Origin of the sequence: Sphingomonas sp. OK281 (assembly GCF_900115295.1) — a bacterium.
GTDB lineage: Bacteria > Pseudomonadota > Alphaproteobacteria > Sphingomonadales > Sphingomonadaceae > Sphingomonas.
Genome location: NZ_FOVZ01000004.1, coordinates 1 through 20,753, shown reverse-complemented (window position 1 = coordinate 20,753; position 20,753 = coordinate 1). Strand labels below are relative to the sequence as shown.

Sequence of the window (20,753 nt, the reverse complement as noted above, 5' to 3'; positions counted from 1 at the left end):
GGGGGAACGGCGATGACGTGAAAGGAAATTAGATGCCGTTCGAAGCCATCAACCCACCCCAGTTCCCGACCCCGATCGCCCCGTATTCCGCAGCTGCGAAGGCCGGCAACACGGTCTACGTGTCGGGTGTGCTGGCGTTGGGCGAAGGCGGCACGGTCCTCCACGTCGGTGACGCTGCCGCCCAGACCCGTGCCGTCCTCGACACCATCAAGACCACGCTCGAGGGCGCCGGCGCGACGCTGGCCGACGTCGCCTTCAACCACATCTTCCTGAAGGACCTCGCCGACTACGCCGCCTTCAACACGGTCTACGCCGAGTATTTCCCCGGCCCCAAGCCCGCGCGCTACTGCATCAAGACCGAGCTGGTGAAACCAGACTGCCTCGTTGAGATCGCCAGCATCGCGCACCTCGCCTGATGGGGATCGCAGGCGGCATCCACTGGGAGCAGCACGGCCAGCCCGACGGCCCGGCGATCCTCTTGTCGAGCGGCCTCGGCGGCTTGGGCAGCTACTGGCAATTTAATCTGGCAGCGCTGGGCACGCGCCATCGCGTCATTACCTACGACCACCGGGGTACCGGGCGTTCCGACCGCGATGTTCCCGGCGACCTGACCGTGGAGGCGATGGCCGCCGACGTCGTCGCGCTGATGGACACGATCGGCCTCGAGACGTGCACCTTCATCGGCCACGCGCTCGGCGGCCATATCGGCCTGGCCCTGGCGTTGGCCGCACCCGAACGGCTCGAACGCCTCGTCGTCATCAACGGCTGGGCCAAGCTCGACCCGCACACCGCGCGTTGCTTCGACACGCGTCTCGCGTTGCTGCGCGATAGCGGCCCCCGCGCGTATCTCCATGCGCAACCGCTGTTCCTATACCCTCCGCAATGGATATCGGATCACCATGACCGGATTCAGGACGAGGAGGAGGCGATGCTGGCGCATTTCCCCGGCGTCGAGATGATCCAGCGGCGCGTGGCGGCGGTCCGCCGGTTCAACATCGCCGGTCGGCTCGACGAAGTCCGCGTGCCGACGCTCGTGGTGGCCTCCGACGACGACATGCTTGTGCCGCCGTCCGCGTCCGAGAAGCTTGCCGCCGGCATCCCCGGCGCGCAGCTTGCGCGGATGGCGGCGGGGGCGCACGCCTGCAACGTGACGCGCGCGGAGCATTTCAACATGTGGCTGCTCGACTGGCTCGACGGCGAATAGGAGCGGCATATGCAGGTCGGCGTCTTCGTGCCCATCAACAACAACGGCTGGCTGATCAGCGAGAACGCGCCGCAATACAAACCGAGTTTCGACCTCAACAAGGCGATCGCGCAGGCCGCCGAGAAGCACGGCCTCGACTTCCTGCTCTCGATGATCAAGCTGCGCGGTTTCGGCGGCAAGACCGAGTTCTGGGATTACGGCCTTGAGAGCTTCACGCTGATGGCCGGGCTCGCCGCCGTCACCGAGAAGATCAAGATCTACGCCACCTGCGCTACGCTGCTCGTCCCGCCTGCCTACGCTGCGCGCATGTGCAACACGATCGATTCGATCAGCCGCGGGCGGTTCGGCCTCAACCTCATCACCGGCTGGCAGCCGCCCGAATATACGCAGATGGGCATGTGGCCCGGCGACGAGCATTTCCGCAATCGCTACAAGATGCTCGACGAATACGCCCACATCCTCCGCGAGCTGTGGGGGGAGGGGACGTCCGACTTCAAGGGCGACTATTACCAGATGACCGACTGCCGCGTCTGGCCCAAGCCGACCGGCGACATGAAGATCATCTGCGCGGGTTCGTCTGAGGACGGCTTGGCGTTCTCGGCGAAATGGGCCGACTACGCGTTCTGTCTGGGGAAGGGCGTCAACACCCCGACCGCCTTCGCCTTTAACAACGAGCGGCTAGCCGCAGCGACCGCGAAAACCGGCCGCGATGTGCAGATCTTCGTCCTGATCATGATTATCGCAGCCGAAACCGACGACGACGCGATGGCGAAGTGGCAGCACTATAACGCCGGCGTCGACGTCGACGCGATCGCCTGGCTGATCGATCAGGGCGCGAAGGACACGCACAACACGGACACCAACGTCCGCCAGCTCGCCGCCCCCGAAGGCGCGGTCAACATCAACATGGGCACGCTGGTCGGCTCGTACGAAAGCGTCGCGCGGATGCTCGACGAGATGGCCGCGGTTCCCAACACCGGCGGCGTGTTGCTGACGTTCGACGACTTTTTGGAAGGCGTTGAAGCATTCGGGACGCGTATCCAGCCGCTGATGAAGAGTCGCGAGGCCGTAGTCGCAGGTTGAAGTAGCGGCTTGTTGGCCTAGCCCTACCCAACCTCCCTTTTGCCTGGCCCTCTCCCACCGGGAGAGGGAAGGGCCCCGTGGCGCCTTTGCCTTGAGAAGGGTGAGGGCAAGAGGAGCGCGCGCGCAGAGCTATCACACCATGGCCACACCCCGGCGAAGGCCGGGGCCCAATTGGGAAAACGAAGATAATGGAGGGCAGCCCTCCGTTACGACCACCCTTCCAACTGGGCCCCGGCCTTCGCCGGGGGGGCAGGATTTGGGGTAAGGTTGCCTGAGCCAATGGTGTTCCCCCGCGAAGGCGGGGGCCCAGACTGGTCTCCCGCCTTCGCGGGAGAACAAACGCCGCGCGGGAAGGGGGGTTAGGCCGCCCGAGGCGTCCGCTTGGCCCTGCGAATCCGCGGCTCGGCAATCATATCCGCCGCCGCCTTGATCTCCTGCCGAAGCTCATCACGCTTCTCATGGATCGACGCGATCACCGGCCCCATGGCCACCCCAAGATCGACGAGCACCGCCTCCGCCAACTGCAACGAACTCTCCAAAGTCTCCGGCACGGCATCCGTCACGCCAGCGCGGTACAGCTCCGCAGCATGCGCCGTATCCCGCGCACGCGCCACGATCGGCAAGTCCGGCGCCAGCGCCCGCACCCGCCGTGCAAGCCGCACCGTCAGCACCGGATCGTCCATCGTCAGGATCAGCGCCTTGGCGGTATGAAGCTTCAGCCGGTCGACCAGTTCCGCGCGCGCGACGTCGCCGAACAGCACCGGATGCCCCTGCGCCCGCGCGGCTTCGACCGAATCGATATCCGCCTCCACGGCAACGTACTTCTGCCCGTGGACGGCCAGCATGTCCGCCACCATCCGGCCGACGCGACCAAAGCCGATGACGACCGTTCCCGGCCCATCGTCGTCGATCTCGATATCCCCGGCATCAGCACCCGACCGGCTTTCGAGTTGGCGCGAGACGGTGCGGCCGAGCTTCGCCAGCAACGGCGTGATCGTCAGGCCGATCGCGGTAACGGTCTGCCAGAACGACGCGGTCGACGGCAGGATCAGCTGCGCCTGTGCAGCCGTGGCGAGCACGATCAGCGTGGTCTCGGAAGGGCTGCCCATCAGCAGGCCCGTCTCCGCCGCAACACCGCGTCGCGAATTGGCGACGCGCAGGAACAGGAACGTGACGATCGCCTTGGTCGCCACCACGCCCGACACCGCGAGCAGCAGCGACGGCCAGTTCTGCGCGATTAGCCGTAGGTCTAGGCTCATACCGACGGTGATCAGGAATACGCCGAGCGCGAGCCCCTTGAACGGCGCGGTGATGACCTCGACCTCGCTGTGATATTCGGTCTCGGCGATCAGCAACCCGGCCAGCAGCGCGCCGACGATCGGCGACAGCCCCGCGGCGGTCGTCGCGACGCTGGCGACGATAACCACCAGCAGCGACGCGGCCAGGAACAACTCAGGGCCCTTGGTGCGCGCGGCCTGCCCGAACAGCCGGGGCAGGACGACCCGCCCGCCGATATACATTGCGACGACGGTCAGTCCGCCGCGCAGCGCGACACCGGCGATGTTCGACCAGCCGTCCGCACTCGCTGTCGGCGCCAGCGCACCGAGCACGAAGATGATCGGGACGAGCGCCAGATCCTCGAACAACAGCATCGCGAACGCACCCCGCCCGACCGCGCCGGTAGTGCCTACCAACGGCAGGACCAAAGCGGTGGACGAGAGCGCGAGTGCGAACCCGAGCCCCATCGCGCCGGCCCATTCCTGGCCGATGAAGTGGAGCGCGGTGCCGATGATCAGCGCCGAGCCGATCAGTTCGGCGGCACCGGTGCCGAACACGAGCCGCTTCATCGACCACAAGCGCTTGAACGAGAGTTCGAGACCGATCGAGAACAACAGCAGGATGATCCCGAACTCGGCGAACGGTTCGATCGATTCAGGGTTCGAGATGGTCAGGTAATAGAGCCACGGAGCAGAGCCGGTGAGTGAGCCCAAGCCGGCGGGGCCGACCAGCAGACCGACCAGGATGAAGCCGATGACCGGGCTGACCCGGAACCGCGCGAACGCGGGAATGACGAGCCCGGCCGCGCCGAGAATGACGAGCGCGTCGCTGAAACCTTGATTGTCGAGCCGTAATGCCATGCGTGCGACCTTAGGGGACGCATGACGGATTTGTCAGGAAGAAATACTGCGCGTTCGCGAGGGGGGCCGTTCCCCGGTGTAGATGGGAGGAACGTGGTAGAACCATACCCTACGGACTCATCGTCCGCCGCGTTGCGCTCCTTCCGTCACCCCGGACTGGTTCCGGGGTTCACGGCACCGCAAATCCGATACTCTCGATTGTGCGACACGGTGGATGCCGGAACATGCCCGGCATGACGGAGGTAAGGGGGCCGTTCTCTCAAGAGAGAACGGCCCCCTTACGCCTTGCTTATGCCCAGTTGGCCATCTCGGTCTCGAGGTTCGACCGCACCTGCTCGAAGAACTGCTCGGTCGTCATCCAGGGCTGGTCGGGGCCGATCAGGATCGCGAGATCCTTGGTCATGTGGCCGTTCTCGACCGTCTGGACGCAGACGCGCTCGAGCGTCTCGGCGAACTTGGTGACGTCGGGCGTGTCGTCGAACTTGCCGCGATACTTCAGGCCACCGGTCCACGCGAAGATCGACGCGATCGGGTTGGTCGAGGTCGCCTTGCCCTGCTCGTGCATGCGGAAGTGACGCGTGACGGTGCCGTGCGCCGCCTCGGCCTCGACGGTCTTGCCATCCGGGGTCAGCAGGATCGAGGTCATCAGGCCGAGCGACCCGAAGCCCTGTGCGACCTGGTCCGACTGGACGTCGCCGTCATAGTTCTTGCAGGCCCAGACGAACTCGCCGTTCCACTTCAGCGCCGATGCGACCATGTCGTCGATCAGGCGATGCTCGTAGACGATGCCGGCTTCCTTGAACTTGTCCTTGAACTCGGCCTCGAACACCTCGGCGAATAGGTCCTTGAAGCGGCCGTCATAGGCCTTGAGGATCGTGTTCTTGGTCGACAGGTACACCGGCCACTTCAGGTTGAGGCCGTAATGCATCGATGCGCGCGCGAAATCGCGGATCGAATCGTCGAGGTTGTACATCGCCATCGCGACGCCTGCCGACGGGAACTGGAATACCTCACGGTCGATGACCGTGCCGTCGTCGCCTTCGAAGACGAGGCGCAGCTTGCCGGGGCCGGGGACCAGATAGTCGGTCGCGCGGTACTGATCGCCGAATGCATGACGGCCGACGACGATCGGGTGCGTCCAGCCCGGGATCAGGCGTGGCACGTTCTTGATCACGATCGGCTCGCGGAAGATGGTGCCGCCGAGGATGTTGCGGATCGTGCCGTTCGGCGACTTCCACATCTTCTTCAGGCCGAACTCGGTCACGCGCTGCTCGTCGGGCGTGATCGTCGCGCACTTCACCGCGACGCCGTGCTTCTGCGTGGCGAGCGCGCTATCGATCGTGACCTGGTCGTCGGTCGCGTCGCGATGCTCGACGCCGAGATCATAGTAATCGAGCTGGATGTCGAGATACGGCTTGATCAGGCGCTCGCGGATCCATTCCCAGATGATCCGGGTCATTTCGTCGCCGTCGATCTCCACGATCGGATTCTTTACCTTGATCTTCGCCATATCCGGGTCCTTCGGGGGAGGGGTTTGGGGAGCGTCTAGGGGAGCATGCCGCCACGATCAACCACTGGTCCCGCAAGGAAAAGCCGGTTCATCGTTGTATCGCGCGTCCTGCACGGATAGACCCGCAGGTTATGGCATCGCTCGACAAGCCGCCCGTCACGACCTCCACGGTCAAATGGCGATTTCCCGCAGTCCATCCGGAGGGCCACAAATACGTCGCGATCGCGGCCGGCATCACGCTGCTGCTGACGATCGTCAGCCATGTGCTGTTCTGGCCGATGGTCGGCGTCGTGATCTGGGTCGCGACGTTCTTCCGCGATCCGGTCCGCACCACCCCCCAAGGCGAAGGCCTGATCGTCGCCCCTGCCGACGGACTGATCACGATGATCCAGCGCGTGCCGATCCCGCGCGAGCTCGCCGGCGAAAACGGCCTCGGCGACGCGCCGCTGGTGCGCGTGTCGATCTTCATGTCGGTGTTTGATGTGCACATCAATCGCACGCCGATCGCGGGCACGATCCGGCAAGTCGTCTATATCTCCGGCAAGTTTCTCAACGCCGACCTCGACAAGGCTAGCGACGAGAACGAGCGCCAGCACTTCGTGGTAGAGGACCGTCACGGCATGCGGATCGGCTTCACGCAGATCGCCGGTCTCGTGGCGCGTCGCATCCTCGGCTTCGTGAAGGCCGGTGACATGGTCGCGGTCGGCCAGCGCATCGGCCTGATCCGGTTCGGCAGCCGGGTCGACGTGTACCTACCCGATCATGTCGTGCCGCAGGTCTGCCTCGGCCAGCGCAGCATTGCGGGCGAGACCGTACTCGGTCGCGTCGGTGGCGTTCCGGTCGGTGGTATCGCCCAGTGATCGATCGCGACGGGATCGACGACGACTCGATCGAAGAGCGAGGCCGTGGGCGGTTCGGTCGCACGCGTCGGGCACCGCGCGGGCTCCCATTGCGCGCTGTCGCCCCCAACGCCGTTACCGCGCTGGCCCTGTGTTCGGGCCTGAGCGGCGTTCGGTTCGCGATCGGTGGACAATGGGAAAGCGCCGTCGCGATGATCATGGTCGCGGGCGTGCTTGACGGCCTGGATGGTCGGATTGCCCGGATGCTGCACGGTGAGAGCCGGTTCGGTGCCGAACTCGATTCGCTGTCCGACGCGATCTCGTTCGGCGTCGCGCCTGCGTTGATCGTCTATCTCTGGTCGCTCACGGCGTTGCCGCGCATCGGCTGGATCTGCTCGCTAATCCTCGCCGTGTTCTGCGCGCTGCGCCTCGCGCGCTTCAACGCCAAGATCGACGAGAGCCACCAGCCGCACAAGTCCGCGGGTTTCCTTACCGGCGTTCCGGCTCCAGCCGGCGCGGGACTCGCGCTGATGCCGATGTTCTTTTGGTTCTGGACCGATGAACCCAAATTCGCGTCGCCGTATTTCGTGGCGCCTTGGGTCGCGTTCGTCGCGCTGCTGATGGTGTCGAGTATCGCGACCTATTCGTGGAGTTCGGTAAAACTCCGCAGCAACATCCGGTTCGAGGCCATCGCGTTCGTCGTATTGCTCGGCGCCGCCATCGTGAGCGCGCCATGGCATACGCTCAGCATCATCTGCGTGCTCTACCTGCTCTCGATGCCGTTCAGCATCGCGAGTTACGCAAAGATCAGGCGGCAGCGTTCCAACGGCGGGCGGGCACCGGAGCCGACGTCGAAGCCCAGCGCCTGACCGCAATCCGGCGCTCCGCAACGGCCAGCGTGCGGAGCGGCTGGAACGCGGATTCGACGTTGCCCATCGCGAGACGGACGATACGGTCCCACTGCGGCGCGACCGACGAGACGATCATCATGCCCGCGACCGCGAATGCACCAGCAAAAACCATGAAGCTCAGAACCAACATCACGTCCGCCTTCCTATGAGTTGCGAACAAATTCCTAATATCCGCAAACACTTGGTCAGAAACATCGTTCCATTCGTCGCATTTCGAATCCCGTCATGCCGGGGTGATTCCGCGCCGAGTCGAACATCTGTTCCCCTCTGAGCCCTTTATGTTCTCATTGCGTTCCTTGAGTCAAGCGGACGTTGTGCAATTGCTATTCGCGCAAGGTCACGCTAAGGGCCGCGCCTCTAACCCCGCATGGGAGGCATCATAGCCCGGTGCGTCACGGTCATTCGGCCACGACGTCATCCGCTTCCCAGAGGCACAACCGGAAGGATATATCCCTATGGCGGCTCCAGTCGTCTCCATGCAGCAGCTCATCGAAACGGGCGCGCATTTCGGCCACCAGACGCATCGGTGGAACCCCAAGATGAAGCCTTACATCTTCGGTGACCGTAACGGCGTCCATATCCTCGACCTTTCGCAGACCGTGCCGCTGTTCGCGCGCGCGCTCGAATTCGTCTCGTCGGCGGTTGCCGGTGGTGGCAAGGTCCTGTTCGTCGGCACCAAGCGCCAGGCGCAGGAGCCCGTCGCGGACGCAGCGCGTCGTTCGGGCCAGCACTTCGTCAACCATCGCTGGTTGGGCGGCATGCTCACCAACTGGAAGACCATCTCGGGTTCGATCAAGCGTCTCAAGACGCTCGAGGAAATGCTGTCGGGCGACACCGTCGGCCTGACCAAGAAGGAAGTCCTTCAGCTTACCCGCGAGAAGGACAAGCTCGAGCTTTCGCTCGGCGGCATCCGCGACATGGGCGGCATTCCCGACGTGATGTTTGTGATCGACGCGAACAAGGAAGAGCTGGCGATCAAGGAAGCGAACACGCTGGGTATTCCCGTCGTCGCGATCCTCGATTCGAACGTGTCGCCGGACGGCATCGCCTTCCCGGTCCCCGCGAACGACGACGCAGCCCGCGCCATCCGCCTGTACTGCGAGGCGATCGCGATCGCAGCGACGCGCGGCGGCCAGGAGCAGCAGCGCCGCACCGGTGCCGACATCGGCGCGATGGTCGAGCCGCCGAAGGAAGAAGCATTGAGCGCAGAGCCGACCGTCGAAGCCACGGCTGACACGGCACAGGCAACCGCGAATGCCGATACCGCTGCGGAATTCGCAGCCGAGGGTGAGCGCCAGATCGACGCATAAGCGTCGTCGCCGAACCGTCATGCGGGCGGGGTAGGGCGAAAGCTCTGCCTCGCCCGCAACCATATTCAGACCTAAAAAGGATTAGAAACATGGCCGATATCACGGCAGCGATGGTCAAGGATCTGCGCGAGAAGAGCGGCGCGGGCATGATGGATTGCAAGAAGGCGCTGAGCGAGACCGCGGGCGACATGGAGCAGGCAATGGATTGGCTGCGCACCAAGGGGCTCGCAGCCGCCGCCAAGAAGTCGAGCCGTACCGCGGCCGAGGGCCTGGTCGGCGTCGCCGTGTCGGGCACCAAGGGTGCAGCGGTCGAAGTCAATTCGGAGACCGATTTCGTCGCGAAGAACGACCAGTTCCAGTCGTTCGTCCGTGACGTCACGCAGATCGCTCTGGCAACCGGCGGCGACGTCGAGGCGCTGAAGTCGCAGGCGATGCCATCGGGCAAGACCGTCGAGGAAGTCCTGACGAACAACGTCGCGACGATCGGCGAGAATCAGTCGCTGCGCCGGTCGCGTACGCTGGAAGTCAGCAAGGGTGCGGTCGTTCCGTACATCCACAATGCAGCGGCTCCCGGCCTCGGCAAGATCGGCGTGCTCGTCGCGCTTGAGTCGGAGGCTTCGGACGAGGTTCTCCAGGCGCTCGGCAAGCAGCTCGCGATGCACATCGCAGCGGCATTCCCGAAGGCGCTGAACGAAGCCGACCTCGACGAGTCCGAGATCGAGCGCGAGCGCGCCATCGCGACCGAGAAGGCCGCCGAGTCGGGCAAGCCTGCCGACATCATCGCCAAGATGGTCGAGGGCGGTATCGCCAAGTACCGCAAGGAGCATGCTCTGGTCAGCCAGCTGTTCGTGATGGACGGCAAGACCAAGATCTCCGACGTCGTCGCCAAGGCCGGCAAGGATGCGGGCGCCGAGATCAAGCTGGTGGACTATGTCCGCTTCCAGCTCGGCGAGGGCATCGAGAAGGAACAGTCCGACTTCGCAGCCGAGGTTGCTGCTGCGAGCGGCGTGCCACAGGCGTAAGCTGACCTTCTCTCCCTCGCCCCTCCGGGGAGAGGGAAGGGGCCCGCCGCGCTTGCGGTGGGAAGGGTGAGGGGAGTGGCTAGGTCTTGAACCTCACTCCCCCTCATCCGGCCCTACCGGGCCACCTTCTCCCCGAGGGGAGAAGGATCGCGGGGCAGCCTTGGTGCTGCTCCGTCATCCTCGCGCAGGCGGGGATCCATATACTCCGGAGCCGGTTATCCATCGAGGCATTAGCCAGTATGGGTTCCCGCTTCCGCGGGAATGACGGTAATTATCCGTTGCGCGCTTCTGCGACCGACGATTTTCCGTCTCATCTCCATCCAGTTTCGATGCACGCGCCGCACAGCGCTTCACATCCCGGGCCTCGCCGCCTAAGGTCCGCGCCGCCCCGCCAATCACAATTCGAGATTTATGACGCCTCCGCGCTACAAACGTATCCTGCTGAAACTGTCGGGCGAAGTCCTGATGGGGCCGTCGGGTCTTTCGATCGATCCGACCGTCACCGCGCGCGTCGCGCAGGAGATCGCGGACATCAAAGCGAAGGGCTATGAGATCTGCATCGTCGTCGGTGGTGGCAACATCTTCCGCGGCATGGCGGGGGCCGCTCGCGGCATGGACCGCGCGACCGGCGATTACATGGGCATGCTCGCGACCGTGATGAACGCGCTCGCGGTGCAGAACGCGCTCGAGCAGATCGGCGTTGACACGCGTGTCCAGTCGGCGATCCCGATGGCGTCGGTGTGCGAGCCGTTCATCCGTCGTCGCGCCGAGCGCCACCTGGAGAAGGGCCGCGTCGTGATCTTTGCGGCGGGCGTCGGCAGCCCCTATTTCACCACCGATTCGGGCGCCGCGCTGCGGGCTGCCGAGATGAAGTGCGATGCACTGTTCAAGGGCACCTCGGTCGACGGCGTGTATAACGCCGACCCGAAGACGCACCCCGACGCGGTGCGCTACGAAACGGTCACGTACAGCCGCGTGCTGTCCGACGACCTCAAGGTCATGGACGCGAGCGCGATCGCGCTGTGCCGTGACAACAACATCCCGATCGTCGTCTTCAACATCCGCGAACCCGGCAATCTTGCCGCGGTGCTTAGCGGTAATGGCGTGTCGACGATCGTCCAGAACGAGCAGGAGCTTTAAGATGGCCGCATACGACAAGACCGACCTGGAACGCCGCATGGCGGGTGCCGTCGAAGCGCTGAAGAGCGATCTCGCAGGGCTTCGCACGGGTCGCGCGTCGACCGCGCTGCTCGATCCGGTGATGGTGACGGTGTACGGCTCGTCGATGCCGCTGAACCAGGTTGCGACCGTCTCGGCGCCCGAGCCGCGGATGCTGTCGGTGCAGGTCTGGGACAAGTCGAACGTCGGCCCGACCGACAAGGCGATCCGCTCGGCCGGCCTCGGGCTCAACCCGATCGTCGACGGCCAGACGCTGCGCCTGCCGATCCCCGACCTGACCGAGGAACGCCGCAAGGAGCTCGCCAAGCTCGCCGGCCAGTACGCCGAGAAGGCGCGCATCGCGGTCCGCAACGTCCGCCGCGACGGGATGGATTCGCTCAAGGTCGACGAGAAGAAGGGCGTGTTTGGCGAGGACGAACGCAAGCGTCACGAGACCGAAGTCCAGAAGCTGACCGACAGCATCATCGCCGAGCTCGACGCGACCGCGACCGCCAAGGAAAAGGAAATCCTGGGCAAGTGAGGGCATTCGGCGCTGCATCGGCGGGGGCTTCGGCCGGGGCTACCTCTGCCGCGCCGCTGGTCGCCGTTCCTGCGGGCGGCGCGGTGCCGCGTCATGTCGCGATCATCATGGACGGCAATGGCCGCTGGGCGAAGAAGCGGTTCCTCCCGCGCTTCGCCGGGCACAAGGCCGGCGTCGAGGCGGTGCGCAAGGTGACGCGCGCGGCGCGCGCGATGGGGATCGAGGCGCTGACGCTATATGCGTTCTCGTCGGAGAACTGGCGGCGTCCGGCCGAAGAGGTCAGCGACCTGATGGGGCTGCTGCGGCATTTCATCCGCAGCGACCTGGACGAACTCGCGCGCGAGAACGTCCGGCTGCGGGTGATCGGCGATTACCACAGCTTCTCACCCGATCTGGTCGCGATGGTCGACGACGCCATTGCGCGGACTGCGGGGAATAGCGGTCCGATCCTCGCGATCGCACTGAATTATGGCGCCCATGCCGAGTTGGTGACCGCCGCACGGCGACTGGCGGAACGCGCGCGCGATGGTGCACTCGACCCTGCCAGCATCGACGAGGCGACGATCGAGGCGGAGCTCGATACGCATGACCTGCCGCCGCTGGATCTGATGATCCGGACGTCGGGCGAGCAGCGTCTTTCGAACTTCCTGTTGTGGCAGGCGGCGTATGCGGAGCTCCTGTTCGTCGACACGCTCTGGCCCGACTTCGATGCGGCCGCGCTCGCCGATGCGGTCGCGGCGTTCGGTCAGCGTCAGCGCCGCTACGGTGGTCTGTGAGCCTTACCGACCCTGAAAAGGCGCCCGACCAGGCTTTGCGTACGCCGTCCAATCTCCAGCTCCGGATGATCGCCAGCGTCGGCATGATCGCGGTGGCGAGCCTTGCGCTGACGCTTGGCGGGATCGCGTTCTGGGTGCTCGGCGTGGTCGCCGCGCTGTTCATGATGGCGGAATGGTCGATGCTCCAGGGCGTCGACGCCAAGACCAAGCGGATGACGCAGTTCGCGCTGTCGGTGCCGCTCGCGCTGATGGCGCCGGCGTCGCTGATCCTCGTGATCCATGATTTCTTCACGCTGGGGCTGCTTGCGGGCGCCGCGTTCTTCGTCGTCATCACCACGCGCAAACCCAAGCTGGCGTTGGGTATCATCTATTGCGGTCTCCCCGTGTTCGCACTGATGATCATCCGGCGGCAGGAGGAGGGCATCCTCTTCACGCTGTGGGCGCTGTCGCTGGTGTGGGCGTGCGATATCGGCGCGTTCTTCACCGGACGGAGCTTGGGCGGGCCGAAGCTCGCGCCGGTGATCAGCCCGAACAAGACGTGGTCGGGGTTGATCGGTGGCGTCGTGCTCGCGAGTGCGGTCGCGGCGGTGCTCCACATGCAATACGGCCTGCCGCTGCGGATGACGCTGGCGACGCCGGTGCTCGCGATGCTCGCGCAGATGGGCGATCTCTACGAGAGCTGGCTGAAGCGCGTGGCGGGGGTGAAGGACAGTGGCAATATCCTGCCGGGGCATGGCGGCGTGATGGATCGGCTCGACGGGCTGGTCCCGGTCGCGCCGGTCGCGGCGTTCCTCGTCCTGTTGCCGCATTTCTACGCATGAAGAGCGTTACGATTCTGGGGGCTACCGGCTCGGTCGGCACCTCGACGCTCGACCTGATCGAGCGGGAGCCCGATCGCTTCCGCGTCGTCGCGTTGACCGCCAATTGCGATGTAACCAAGCTTGCCGCCGCCGCAATCCGGACCAACGCCGAGTTCGCCGTAGTCGCCGACGAAAAATGCCTGCCGGAGCTGCGTGAGGCGCTTGCCGGTACGGCGATCCGCGCGGGCGGTGGTGCCGAGGCGATCGCCGAAGCCGCCGCATCGGGCGCGGACTGGACGATGGGCGCGATCGTCGGCTGCGCAGGGCTGAAGCCGGTGATGGCTGCGATCGAGCAGGGCGGTACCGTCGTGATCGCCAACAAGGAGCCGCTGGTCTCCGCCGGCGACGTCATCCTCGCCGCCGCCAAGCGGACTGGCGCGGCGCTGCTACCAGCAGACTCCGAGCATAACGCGATCTTCCAGTGCTTTGACGCGACTCGGCCCGAACGTGTCCGTCGGATCATCCTGACGTGCAGCGGCGGACCGTTCCGCGACTGGACGACCGAGCAGATGCGCGGCGTGACGCTCGAACAGGCGGTGAAGCATCCCAACTGGTCGATGGGCGCGAAGATCTCGGTCGATTCGGCGACCTGCATGAACAAGGGCCTTGAGCTGATCGAGGCCGCACGGCTGTTCCCGATTGCGCACGACCGGATCGAGATCGTTATCCATCCGCAATCGGTGATCCACAGCCTCGTCGATCATGTCGACGGGTCGGTGCTGGCGCAGCTCGGGCCCCCCGACATGCGGACGCCGATCGCGCACACGCTCGCCTGGCCGGACCGGATGGCGACGCCGATGGCACCGCTCGATCTCGTCGCGATCGGCCGACTCGACTTCGAGGCCCCCGATCCGGTCCGCTTCCCCGCGTTGCGGCTGGCCCGCGAGGCGCTCGACGCAGGCGGTGCGCGGCCGGCAATTCTCAACGCGGCCAACGAGGTAGCGGTCGAGGCGTTCCTGCAACGACGCATCGGCTTCCTCGAAATTGCCGCAATCGTGGAACATACGTTATCATGTTATGACCCCGCCGCGCCGGACAGCGTCGATGCCGTGCTGGCGATCGATGCCGAGGCGCGGATCCTGGCGGGCGAGCGTGTGAAGGATTACGCGGTTTGATCGAAACACCCGGTGTCCTGCTGACCATATTGTCGTTCGCCGCGGTGATCGGCCCCCTCGTGTTCGTGCACGAGATGGGACATTACCTCGCCGGACGCTTTTTCGGGATCAAGGCGGACGCCTTCGCGATCGGCTTCGGCCACGAGATCGCAGGCTTCACCGACAAGCGCGGCACGCGGTGGAAATTCGGTTGGCTCCCGCTCGGCGGTTACGTGAAGTTCGCTGGCGACATGAACCCGGCCAGCCAGCCGTCGGCCGAATGGCTGTCGCTACCTGCCGACGAGCGCCAGCGCACCTTCCAGTCGAAACCGGTCTGGCAGCGCGCGATCGTCGTCGCGGCAGGCCCTGTCGTGAATTTCGTCGTCGCGATCCTGATCCTCGCGGGCTTCGCCTTTGCCTATGGCGACATCCGCATGCCGGCGATCGTTGGCGGCACGGTGCCGGGTAGTGCGGCCGCTGCGGCTGGGTTGCAGGCAGGCGACCGGATCGTCGCGATCGGCGGACGCTCGGTCGAGACATTCGACGATCTCTCGCGCTTCGCGCGTATCCGCGCCGGCGAAAGCACGCGGATCGATGCCGTCCGCGGCGGTCAGACGGTATCGCGCGACGTCGTCATCGGCACCGAATTGCAGCGCGATCGCTTCGGCAACGAATACCGGATCGGCCGCCTCGGTATTGCTGGAGCCAAGCCGATCATCGTCCCGGTCAGCCTGATCGAAGCGCCGGTCGTCGCGGTGAAGCGCACCGGCGAGATCGTGTCGATGATGGTCGAGACGCTGGGGCAGGTCATCACGGGCCGCCGTTCGGTCAAGGAGCTTGGCGGCCCGCTGAGCATCGCGAAGGTGTCGGGTGAGCAAATGTCGCTCGGGCTCGACGCGTATGTCTTCCTGATCGCCCTGGTCTCGATCAATCTCGGGTTCATCAACCTGCTGCCAGTGCCGATGCTCGATGGCGGTCACCTGTTCTTCTACGCGATCGAAGCGGTACGCAGGCGTCCGGTCGAGCCGCAGGTTCGGGAATGGGCGTTCCGTGGTGGGCTGGCGGCGATCTTGGCGCTGATGCTGCTCGTGACCTTCAACGACCTCGGCAATTTCGGGCTCTGGAAGAATCTCGCCGGCTTGATCGGTTGACGGCGATAGGGCAGGGCGGGCGCGCCTTGTATGTGCACGTTTTTAGGGTGGGTTTGGTGACAGCGATCAACGGTTACGATTTCGCGGGCAAGGGCGCGCTGCTGCTAGCCGGCACGATACTGTCGAGCACGTCGGGCTTTGCCCAGACGAACCCGGCACCGTCGCGGCCTACCGTAAACGCGGTCAATGCACCGCTGGGGACGACTGCGAAGGCTGTAACGTCCGTAGCGGCACCCGTATCCGTGCGGACGATCAAGACTTTGCGAGTCGAGGGGTCGCAGCGCATCGAACCCGAGACCGTGCTGAGCTACACCAAGCTCCGCATCGGCATCCCCTATACGGCTGAGACGCTCGATCAGGCGCTGAAGGATCTCCAGGCGAGCGACCTGTTCGCGGATTATTCGATCGCGGGCGTCGAGGACGGCAACATCGTTCTCCGCGTGCGGGAGAATCCGATCATCAACCGCGTGATCATCGAGGGCAACAAGGCGCTCAAGAGCGACAAGATCACGAAAGAGATCAAGCTCGCGCCGCGCCAGATTTTCACGCGTACCGCGGTCCGGCAGGACATCGCTCGGATCATCGAGCTGTATCGTCGCCAGGGGCGCTTCGCCGCGGTGATCGATCCGAAGATGGTCAATCTCGACCAGAACCGCGTCGACGTGGTGTTCGAGATCAGCGAAGGTCCGAAGTCGAAGGTCCGCCAGATCAATATACTCGGTAACGAGGTGTTCTCCGACGACCAGATCCGCGGCCAGATGGCGACCAAGCAGTCGCGGCTGTTCCGCCTGCTGTCGTCGGCCACCAGTTACGACCAGGATCGCCTGTCCTACGATCAGCAGAAGCTCCGCCAGTTCTACCTGACGCAGGGCTATGCCGATTTCCGCGTGACGTCGGCCGTCGCCGAGCTGACGCCGGACAAGAAGGACTTCATCATCACGTACGTGGTGGAAGAGGGTAAGCGCTACAAGTTCGGCGACGTCACCGTCGACAGCCAGATCCGCGATTTCGACAACAACAAGCTCGCCGCCTCGCTGCCCCTGAAGAAGGGTGACTGGTACAATGCCAAGCTGGTCGAGGATTCGGTCGACAATCTGAGCCAGACCGCAGGCCTGTTCGGATACGCCTTCACCGAGGTGAACCCGGAGTTCGCCAAGGACGCCGAAACGCTGACGATGGGGATTAATTTCAACATCGCCGAAGCCAAGCGTACCTATGTCGAGCGGATCGAGATCAACGGTAACACGCAGACGCAGGACAAGGTCGTGCGTCGCGAGATCCGCCTGGCGGAGGGCGATGCGTTCAACAGCTTCCAGGTGAAGCGTTCGCAGGATCGCATCAACTCGCTCGGCTATTTCCAGGACAAGATGGAGATCAAGCAGCTGCCGGGATCGGCGCCCGATCGCGTGATCCTCGAGACCAACCTCGAAGAGAAGTCGACCGGCGAGCTTCAGCTGTCGGCTGGCTATTCGAGCCTCGAGCGCTTCATCATCCAGGCGAACATCACGCAGCGCAACTTCCGCGGCAAGGGCCAGGAACTGCGCGCCGGCGTGAATTACTCGAGCTATTCGAAGTCGGTCGAGCTTGGCTTCACCGAGCCTTACCTGTTCGACAAGAACATCGCGCTCGGCGGCGACATCTTCCGCCGCGACTACAACTCGTTCAACTATGTCGGCAACGATCGCCAGACCAACTATTCGCAGGTATCGACCGGCTTCCAGCTGCGCACGGGCGTGCCGCTGACCGAATTCTGGTCGCTGTCGGGCCGATACGGTCTGTCATATGACCAGGTGACGCTCGACTCCCAGTATCTGAACGCCGACGGGACGTGCAACACGCTCGTTGCCGGGCGGTATCTGTGCGACGCGATCGGTAATCGCTGGACGTCTTCGGTCGGATATTCGCTCAGTCGCGACACGCTGAACAGCCGCCTTCGTCCCACGGCCGGCTCGCGCTTCTCGTTCAGCCAGGACTTTGCCGGGCTGGGCGGCGACGTGAAGTATATCCGCACGCGCTTCGAAGGGTCGAAGTATCAGAACCTCGGCAGCGGCTTTATCGGTTCGATCGTCGCGGAAGGCGGCTATATCCACGCGCTCGAGAAGTCGCCGCGGGCAGGGTCCGACGCAGTCCGGATCACCGATCGCTTCTATCTCGGCGAGCCGCAGTTCCGCGGTTTCGATATCCGCGGCGTCGGGCCCCGCATTCTGCGCGCTGCCTACAGCAACGGAACGCCGACCCAGGTTCTGGCGACCGACCGCAATACGATCCAGGACGACGCACTTGGTGGGCGCGCCTATTACCTTGCGCGGGCGGAAATCGAGATTCCGCTGGGCTCCGGCGCTCGCGAGCTTGGCCTGCGCCCGTCGATCTATGCGCAGGTCGGCAGCCTGTTCGGGATCACCAAGCCGGGGCCGTCGGCAACCTTCCCGACGTTGATCGATCCGACGACCGGCAAGGAGTATGTCGGTTCGACCTTCACGCCGGCGAGCAACTCCGCGGGTGCGGCGCTCTATACCTACTCGACGGTGGATACGACCGGTGCGACGGTAACCGCGAACACGACCTGCGCAGCCGGTACGCCCGATACGACCGGTGCCTGTGTCGGGACGGCCGCCAATCCACGGGCCCTGAACGAGCAGACCCCGTTCGTCGAAAGCTTCCTCGGCAACTCGGCCAAGCCGCGTCTGTCGGTGGGTGTCGGCGTGAACTGGAACTCGCCGTTCGGTCCGCTTCGTATCGATCTCGCCAAAGCCTTGCTCACCCAGAAGGGTGACGACCCCAAACTCATTACTTTCAACGTAGGGACACAGTTCTGATGACGACGTTCAAGACGCTTCTCCTCGCCGCTGCGCTCGTTGCGCCGGCTGCCATGACCGCGACCGCTGCCGATGCGCAGGTTTCGGGTATCGCCGTCGCGGACGCGCAGGGTGCGATCGCCAACTCGAAGGCCTGGAACGCCGCCCGGGTCCAGATCGAGACGACCTACAAGGCTCAGCTCGACCAGGCCGAGACGCGTCGCCAGGCCGTCGCGCGCGAGCTTCAGCCTTTGGTCACCGCGTTCCAGACCGCACAGCGTGCACCTGGCGCGACCGACGCGGCGTTGCGTCCGCAGGCCCAGGCGATCCAGGCGCGTGAAAACGCCGCCAACCAGGAACTCGCCCGCCTGACGCAGCCTGCGCAGCGCGCGCAGCAATACGCGATCGAGCAGATCCAGGCGAAGCTCAGCGACGCCGTGACGGCCGCGGTTCGTGCCAAGAATGTCAGCCTGTTGCTGCGTCCCGAGGCTGCGCTGTTCGCACAGCCGGCGGCGGACATCACCGCGGCAATCACGACCGAGCTCGACCGTCTGGTGCCCTCGGTCAGCACCGCCGTTCCGGCGAACTGGCAGCCGAACCAGCAGGGTGGCCAGCAGCAGGGTGCCGCTCCGGCTCCAGCCGGTCGTGCGCCTGCCGCGACTCGCACCCCGCAGGGTCGCTAAGTCGCACCGATGAGCGAGATCGATACTGTGAAGACCGGGATGGGTCCGCTCGATATCGGGCGCGTGATGGCTGCGCTGCCGCATCGCTACCCGTTGCTGCTGGTCGACCGTGTCGAGGATCTGATCCTCGACACGTCGATCACCGCGATCAAGGCGGTGTCGATGAACGAGCAGTTCTTCCAGGGGCATTTCCCCGGGCGCCCGATCATGCCGGGCGTGCTGATCGTCGAGGCGATGGCGCAGGCGGCGGGGATCCTCGCCGTCGAGTCGCTCGGGCTCGCGGGCTCGGGCAAGCTCGTCTATTTCATGGCGATCGACGGGGCGAAGTTCCGCAAGCCGGTCGAGCCGGGCGTCTTGCTCAAGCTCGAGGTGACGTTCGTCCAGAAGCGCAGTTCGGTCTGCAAGTTTGCCGGCCGCGCGCTGGTGGACGGACAACTGGTAGCCGAGGCGAACTTCACAGCGATGATCGCCGATCCGCCGAAAGCCTGAAGGCGGGGCTCAAGGCCCGGCAATCTTGTAAATTCGGGCGCGTCCGTGTACGGGCGCGCCTTCCTTTTCAGGCTGGTTGGAACCAGCCACATACCGGAGACATCCCATGAAGGCCGATACGCACCCCGATTACCACATGATCACCGTCCAGATGACCGATGGCAGCAAGTACCAGACTCGCACCACCTGGGGTAAGGAAGGCGACGTGATGACGCTCGAGATCGATCCGCTCGCGCATCCGGCATGGACCGGCGGCCGCGGCACGATGCTCGACACCGGCGGCCAGGTCGCGCGCTTCAACAAGCGTTTCGGTGGCGGTCTCACGCTCCGCAAGTAAGCCTAAGTCCCGGAATGGATTGATACTAATCCATTCCGGGTGCTTTAATTAAGATGGCGTTAGGTATCGACGGCTAGATTTTGGGCTCGCAAGGACGAGGACCCCATGTTCGCCGCCGACTTCGAACCCGCAGAGCGCAAGTCCCGGCGAAGTGCACCACGCGCTCCCGTTTCGCTCGATGTCCGGATCGGCAAGACCGGCCGCACCCTGTGCCGAGTGGTCGACATTTCGATCCACGGCGCACGACTCCAAACCTATTCGGCGCTCAAGCGCGGCACCAGCATCTGGCTCAACCTTCCGCAGATCGGGCAGGTCGTCGCCGAAGTGATGTGGGCCGACGACTACACCGCGGGCTGCAAGTTCCAGACACCCCTTCCGGCCGCTGCGTTCGAAGCGCTGGTGGGTACGCCATCCCCGAGCTGATGCACCCTCGGTTGAGGTGTCGTCGCCGCTGCCGTCTTTCCCAGTTCACCTTTCTACCAACTGTAGCTTGGCGGCCGTTGAGTTCCGTCCCGAGGTAGCCTGGTGGTTGGCCGGTCCCCGTTGCGAGGACCAGCTCTTCGCTACTTCCAGGGAGAGGCGGTATCGATCGGGCGCTGCGACAATACCATACGAGGCATGGCGCCGAGCCTCGCTGGGCGCTTCTGGGTAATTTTTCCGAAAAGTGACCTCAAACTGTAAAATAGTGTTTGACGGTGTGGGGAGGTGGCCCTAGAGGGGTGTCACCGCAGCGAACGGCCACACGGTCTGGTTGCTACGGTCGCAAAAAACCAGATGCTCCAAGCTTCTTCTAGCGAAGAGGTTATGCGAGTGTCGGTATTTTTGTCGGCTCTTTGACATTGTAGGTTAAGA

General features: G+C 64.6%; 21 protein-coding genes. 18 read left to right on the top strand and 3 right to left on the bottom strand.

The window, feature by feature from the left end:
• The first annotated feature begins 32 nt into the window (after positions 1 to 32).
• Genes rutC through rutA form a run of 3 tightly spaced genes read left to right on the top strand, consistent with a single transcriptional unit; the run spans position 33 to position 2,287 of the window.
• On the top strand, positions 33 to 416 hold the full coding sequence (gene rutC, locus BM244_RS14335; protein WP_093399618.1) for a pyrimidine utilization protein C: 384 nt from the start codon (positions 33 to 35) through the stop codon (positions 414 to 416).
• Entirely contained in the window at positions 416 to 1,204 is a 789-nt protein-coding gene (gene rutD / locus BM244_RS14330; protein ID WP_093399617.1) for a pyrimidine utilization protein D, read from the top strand. Before rutC ends, rutD begins: the two co-directional genes overlap by 1 nt.
• 9 nt (positions 1,205 to 1,213) lie before the next feature.
• Positions 1,214 to 2,287, top strand: a complete 1,074-nt coding sequence (gene rutA / locus BM244_RS14325) for a pyrimidine utilization protein A (RefSeq protein WP_093399616.1) — start codon at positions 1,214 to 1,216, stop codon at positions 2,285 to 2,287.
• Positions 2,288 to 2,646: 359 nt separating this feature from the next.
• On the opposite strand, the gene BM244_RS14320 is transcribed toward rutA, so the two are convergent.
• Positions 2,647 to 4,425, bottom strand: a complete 1,779-nt coding sequence (locus tag BM244_RS14320) for a cation:proton antiporter domain-containing protein (protein ID WP_093399615.1) — start codon at positions 4,423 to 4,425, stop codon at positions 2,647 to 2,649.
• Positions 4,426 to 4,714: 289 nt separating this feature from the next.
• Positions 4,715 to 5,935: an NADP-dependent isocitrate dehydrogenase gene (locus BM244_RS14315; RefSeq protein ID WP_056055940.1), complete on the bottom strand. Its 1,221-nt coding sequence runs from the start codon at positions 5,933 to 5,935 to the stop codon at positions 4,715 to 4,717.
• Between the two features lie 131 nt (positions 5,936 to 6,066).
• Between BM244_RS14315 and BM244_RS14310 the strand changes: the two genes are divergently transcribed.
• Positions 6,067 to 6,795, top strand: coding sequence for a phosphatidylserine decarboxylase (locus tag BM244_RS14310; RefSeq protein ID WP_093399614.1), 729 nt, complete (start codon positions 6,067 to 6,069; stop codon positions 6,793 to 6,795).
• 29 nt (positions 6,796 to 6,824) lie between these two features.
• Positions 6,825 to 7,643 carry a CDP-alcohol phosphatidyltransferase family protein gene (locus BM244_RS14305; RefSeq protein ID WP_254784503.1) on the top strand — a complete coding sequence of 273 codons (819 nt, stop codon included), beginning with the start codon at positions 6,825 to 6,827 and terminating at the stop codon, positions 7,641 to 7,643.
• Here the strand turns inward: BM244_RS14305 and BM244_RS14300 are convergent.
• Complete coding sequence (locus BM244_RS14300; RefSeq protein WP_254784502.1) at positions 7,582 to 7,815, bottom strand: hypothetical protein; 234 nt, start codon at positions 7,813 to 7,815, stop codon at positions 7,582 to 7,584. The genes BM244_RS14305 and BM244_RS14300 overlap by 62 nt on opposite strands.
• Positions 7,816 to 8,140: 325 nt before the next feature.
• On the opposite strand from BM244_RS14300, the gene rpsB reads away from it, so the two are divergent.
• From rpsB to BM244_RS14235, 13 genes are all read left to right on the top strand, one after another.
• On the top strand, positions 8,141 to 8,995 hold the full coding sequence (rpsB, locus tag BM244_RS14295; protein ID WP_056055944.1) for a 30S ribosomal protein S2: 855 nt from the start codon (positions 8,141 to 8,143) through the stop codon (positions 8,993 to 8,995).
• A gap of 89 nt (positions 8,996 to 9,084) precedes the next feature.
• Positions 9,085 to 10,017, top strand: a complete 933-nt coding sequence (tsf, locus tag BM244_RS14290) for a translation elongation factor Ts (protein ID WP_093399612.1) — start codon at positions 9,085 to 9,087, stop codon at positions 10,015 to 10,017.
• 411 nt (positions 10,018 to 10,428) lie between these two features.
• Complete coding sequence (gene pyrH / locus BM244_RS14285) at positions 10,429 to 11,157, top strand: UMP kinase (protein ID WP_093399611.1); 729 nt, start codon at positions 10,429 to 10,431, stop codon at positions 11,155 to 11,157.
• A 1-nt stretch (position 11,158) separates the two neighbouring features.
• A complete protein-coding gene (gene frr / locus BM244_RS14280; protein WP_056055952.1) occupies positions 11,159 to 11,716 on the top strand; it encodes a ribosome recycling factor in 558 nt (185 codons plus the stop codon).
• Positions 11,717 to 11,772: 56 nt separating this feature from the next.
• Complete coding sequence (locus BM244_RS14275) at positions 11,773 to 12,492, top strand: isoprenyl transferase (RefSeq protein WP_093400024.1); 720 nt, start codon at positions 11,773 to 11,775, stop codon at positions 12,490 to 12,492.
• 65 nt (positions 12,493 to 12,557) lie between these two features.
• Entirely contained in the window at positions 12,558 to 13,313 is a 756-nt protein-coding gene (locus BM244_RS14270) for a phosphatidate cytidylyltransferase (RefSeq protein ID WP_093400023.1), read from the top strand.
• Positions 13,310 to 14,467: a 1-deoxy-D-xylulose-5-phosphate reductoisomerase gene (locus BM244_RS14265; RefSeq protein WP_093399610.1), complete on the top strand. Its 1,158-nt coding sequence runs from the start codon at positions 13,310 to 13,312 to the stop codon at positions 14,465 to 14,467. Before BM244_RS14270 ends, BM244_RS14265 begins: the two co-directional genes overlap by 4 nt.
• Complete coding sequence (gene rseP / locus BM244_RS14260; protein ID WP_093399609.1) at positions 14,464 to 15,597, top strand: RIP metalloprotease RseP; 1,134 nt, start codon at positions 14,464 to 14,466, stop codon at positions 15,595 to 15,597. The genes BM244_RS14265 and rseP overlap by 4 nt, the downstream gene beginning before the upstream one ends.
• 194 nt (positions 15,598 to 15,791) lie before the next feature.
• Complete coding sequence (gene bamA / locus BM244_RS14255) at positions 15,792 to 18,413, top strand: outer membrane protein assembly factor BamA (RefSeq protein WP_254784500.1); 2,622 nt, start codon at positions 15,792 to 15,794, stop codon at positions 18,411 to 18,413.
• Positions 18,413 to 19,075, top strand: a complete 663-nt coding sequence (locus tag BM244_RS14250; protein ID WP_093399607.1) for an OmpH family outer membrane protein — start codon at positions 18,413 to 18,415, stop codon at positions 19,073 to 19,075. The genes bamA and BM244_RS14250 overlap by 1 nt, the downstream gene beginning before the upstream one ends.
• 9 nt (positions 19,076 to 19,084) lie before the next feature.
• Entirely contained in the window at positions 19,085 to 19,564 is a 480-nt protein-coding gene (fabZ, locus tag BM244_RS14245) for a 3-hydroxyacyl-ACP dehydratase FabZ (protein WP_093399606.1), read from the top strand.
• A gap of 106 nt (positions 19,565 to 19,670) precedes the next feature.
• Positions 19,671 to 19,901: a 50S ribosomal protein L31 gene (gene rpmE, locus BM244_RS14240; RefSeq protein ID WP_055880673.1), complete on the top strand. Its 231-nt coding sequence runs from the start codon at positions 19,671 to 19,673 to the stop codon at positions 19,899 to 19,901.
• Positions 19,902 to 20,006: 105 nt separating this feature from the next.
• Positions 20,007 to 20,324 (top strand): PilZ domain-containing protein, encoded by a 318-nt coding sequence (locus tag BM244_RS14235; protein ID WP_093399605.1) that lies wholly within the window; start codon positions 20,007 to 20,009, stop codon positions 20,322 to 20,324.
• The last annotated feature ends 429 nt before the right edge of the window (positions 20,325 to 20,753 follow it).

Excerpts from the sequence above, each read along its gene's own strand:
- rutC (WP_093399618.1), top strand. The coding sequence starts at position 33 with ATGCCGTTCGAAGCCATCAACCCACCCCAGTTCCCGACCCCGATCGCC.
- rutD (WP_093399617.1), top strand. The coding sequence starts at position 416 with ATGGGGATCGCAGGCGGCATCCACTGGGAGCAGCACGGCCAGCCCGAC.
- rutA (WP_093399616.1), top strand. The coding sequence starts at position 1,214 with ATGCAGGTCGGCGTCTTCGTGCCCATCAACAACAACGGCTGGCTGATC.
- BM244_RS14320 (WP_093399615.1), bottom strand. The coding sequence starts at position 4,425 with ATGGCATTACGGCTCGACAATCAAGGTTTCAGCGACGCGCTCGTCATT.
- BM244_RS14315 (WP_056055940.1), bottom strand. The coding sequence starts at position 5,935 with ATGGCGAAGATCAAGGTAAAGAATCCGATCGTGGAGATCGACGGCGAC.
- BM244_RS14310 (WP_093399614.1), top strand. The coding sequence starts at position 6,067 with ATGGCATCGCTCGACAAGCCGCCCGTCACGACCTCCACGGTCAAATGG.
- BM244_RS14300 (WP_254784502.1), bottom strand. The coding sequence starts at position 7,815 with ATGTTGGTTCTGAGCTTCATGGTTTTTGCTGGTGCATTCGCGGTCGCG.
- rpsB (WP_056055944.1), top strand. The coding sequence starts at position 8,141 with ATGGCGGCTCCAGTCGTCTCCATGCAGCAGCTCATCGAAACGGGCGCG.
- tsf (WP_093399612.1), top strand. The coding sequence starts at position 9,085 with ATGGCCGATATCACGGCAGCGATGGTCAAGGATCTGCGCGAGAAGAGC.
- pyrH (WP_093399611.1), top strand. The coding sequence starts at position 10,429 with ATGACGCCTCCGCGCTACAAACGTATCCTGCTGAAACTGTCGGGCGAA.
- frr (WP_056055952.1), top strand. The coding sequence starts at position 11,159 with ATGGCCGCATACGACAAGACCGACCTGGAACGCCGCATGGCGGGTGCC.
- BM244_RS14270 (WP_093400023.1), top strand. The coding sequence starts at position 12,558 with ATGATCGCCAGCGTCGGCATGATCGCGGTGGCGAGCCTTGCGCTGACG.
- BM244_RS14265 (WP_093399610.1), top strand. The coding sequence starts at position 13,310 with ATGAAGAGCGTTACGATTCTGGGGGCTACCGGCTCGGTCGGCACCTCG.
- BM244_RS14250 (WP_093399607.1), top strand. The coding sequence starts at position 18,413 with ATGACGACGTTCAAGACGCTTCTCCTCGCCGCTGCGCTCGTTGCGCCG.
- fabZ (WP_093399606.1), top strand. The coding sequence starts at position 19,085 with ATGAGCGAGATCGATACTGTGAAGACCGGGATGGGTCCGCTCGATATC.
- rpmE (WP_055880673.1), top strand. The coding sequence starts at position 19,671 with ATGAAGGCCGATACGCACCCCGATTACCACATGATCACCGTCCAGATG.
- BM244_RS14235 (WP_093399605.1), top strand. The coding sequence starts at position 20,007 with ATGTTCGCCGCCGACTTCGAACCCGCAGAGCGCAAGTCCCGGCGAAGT.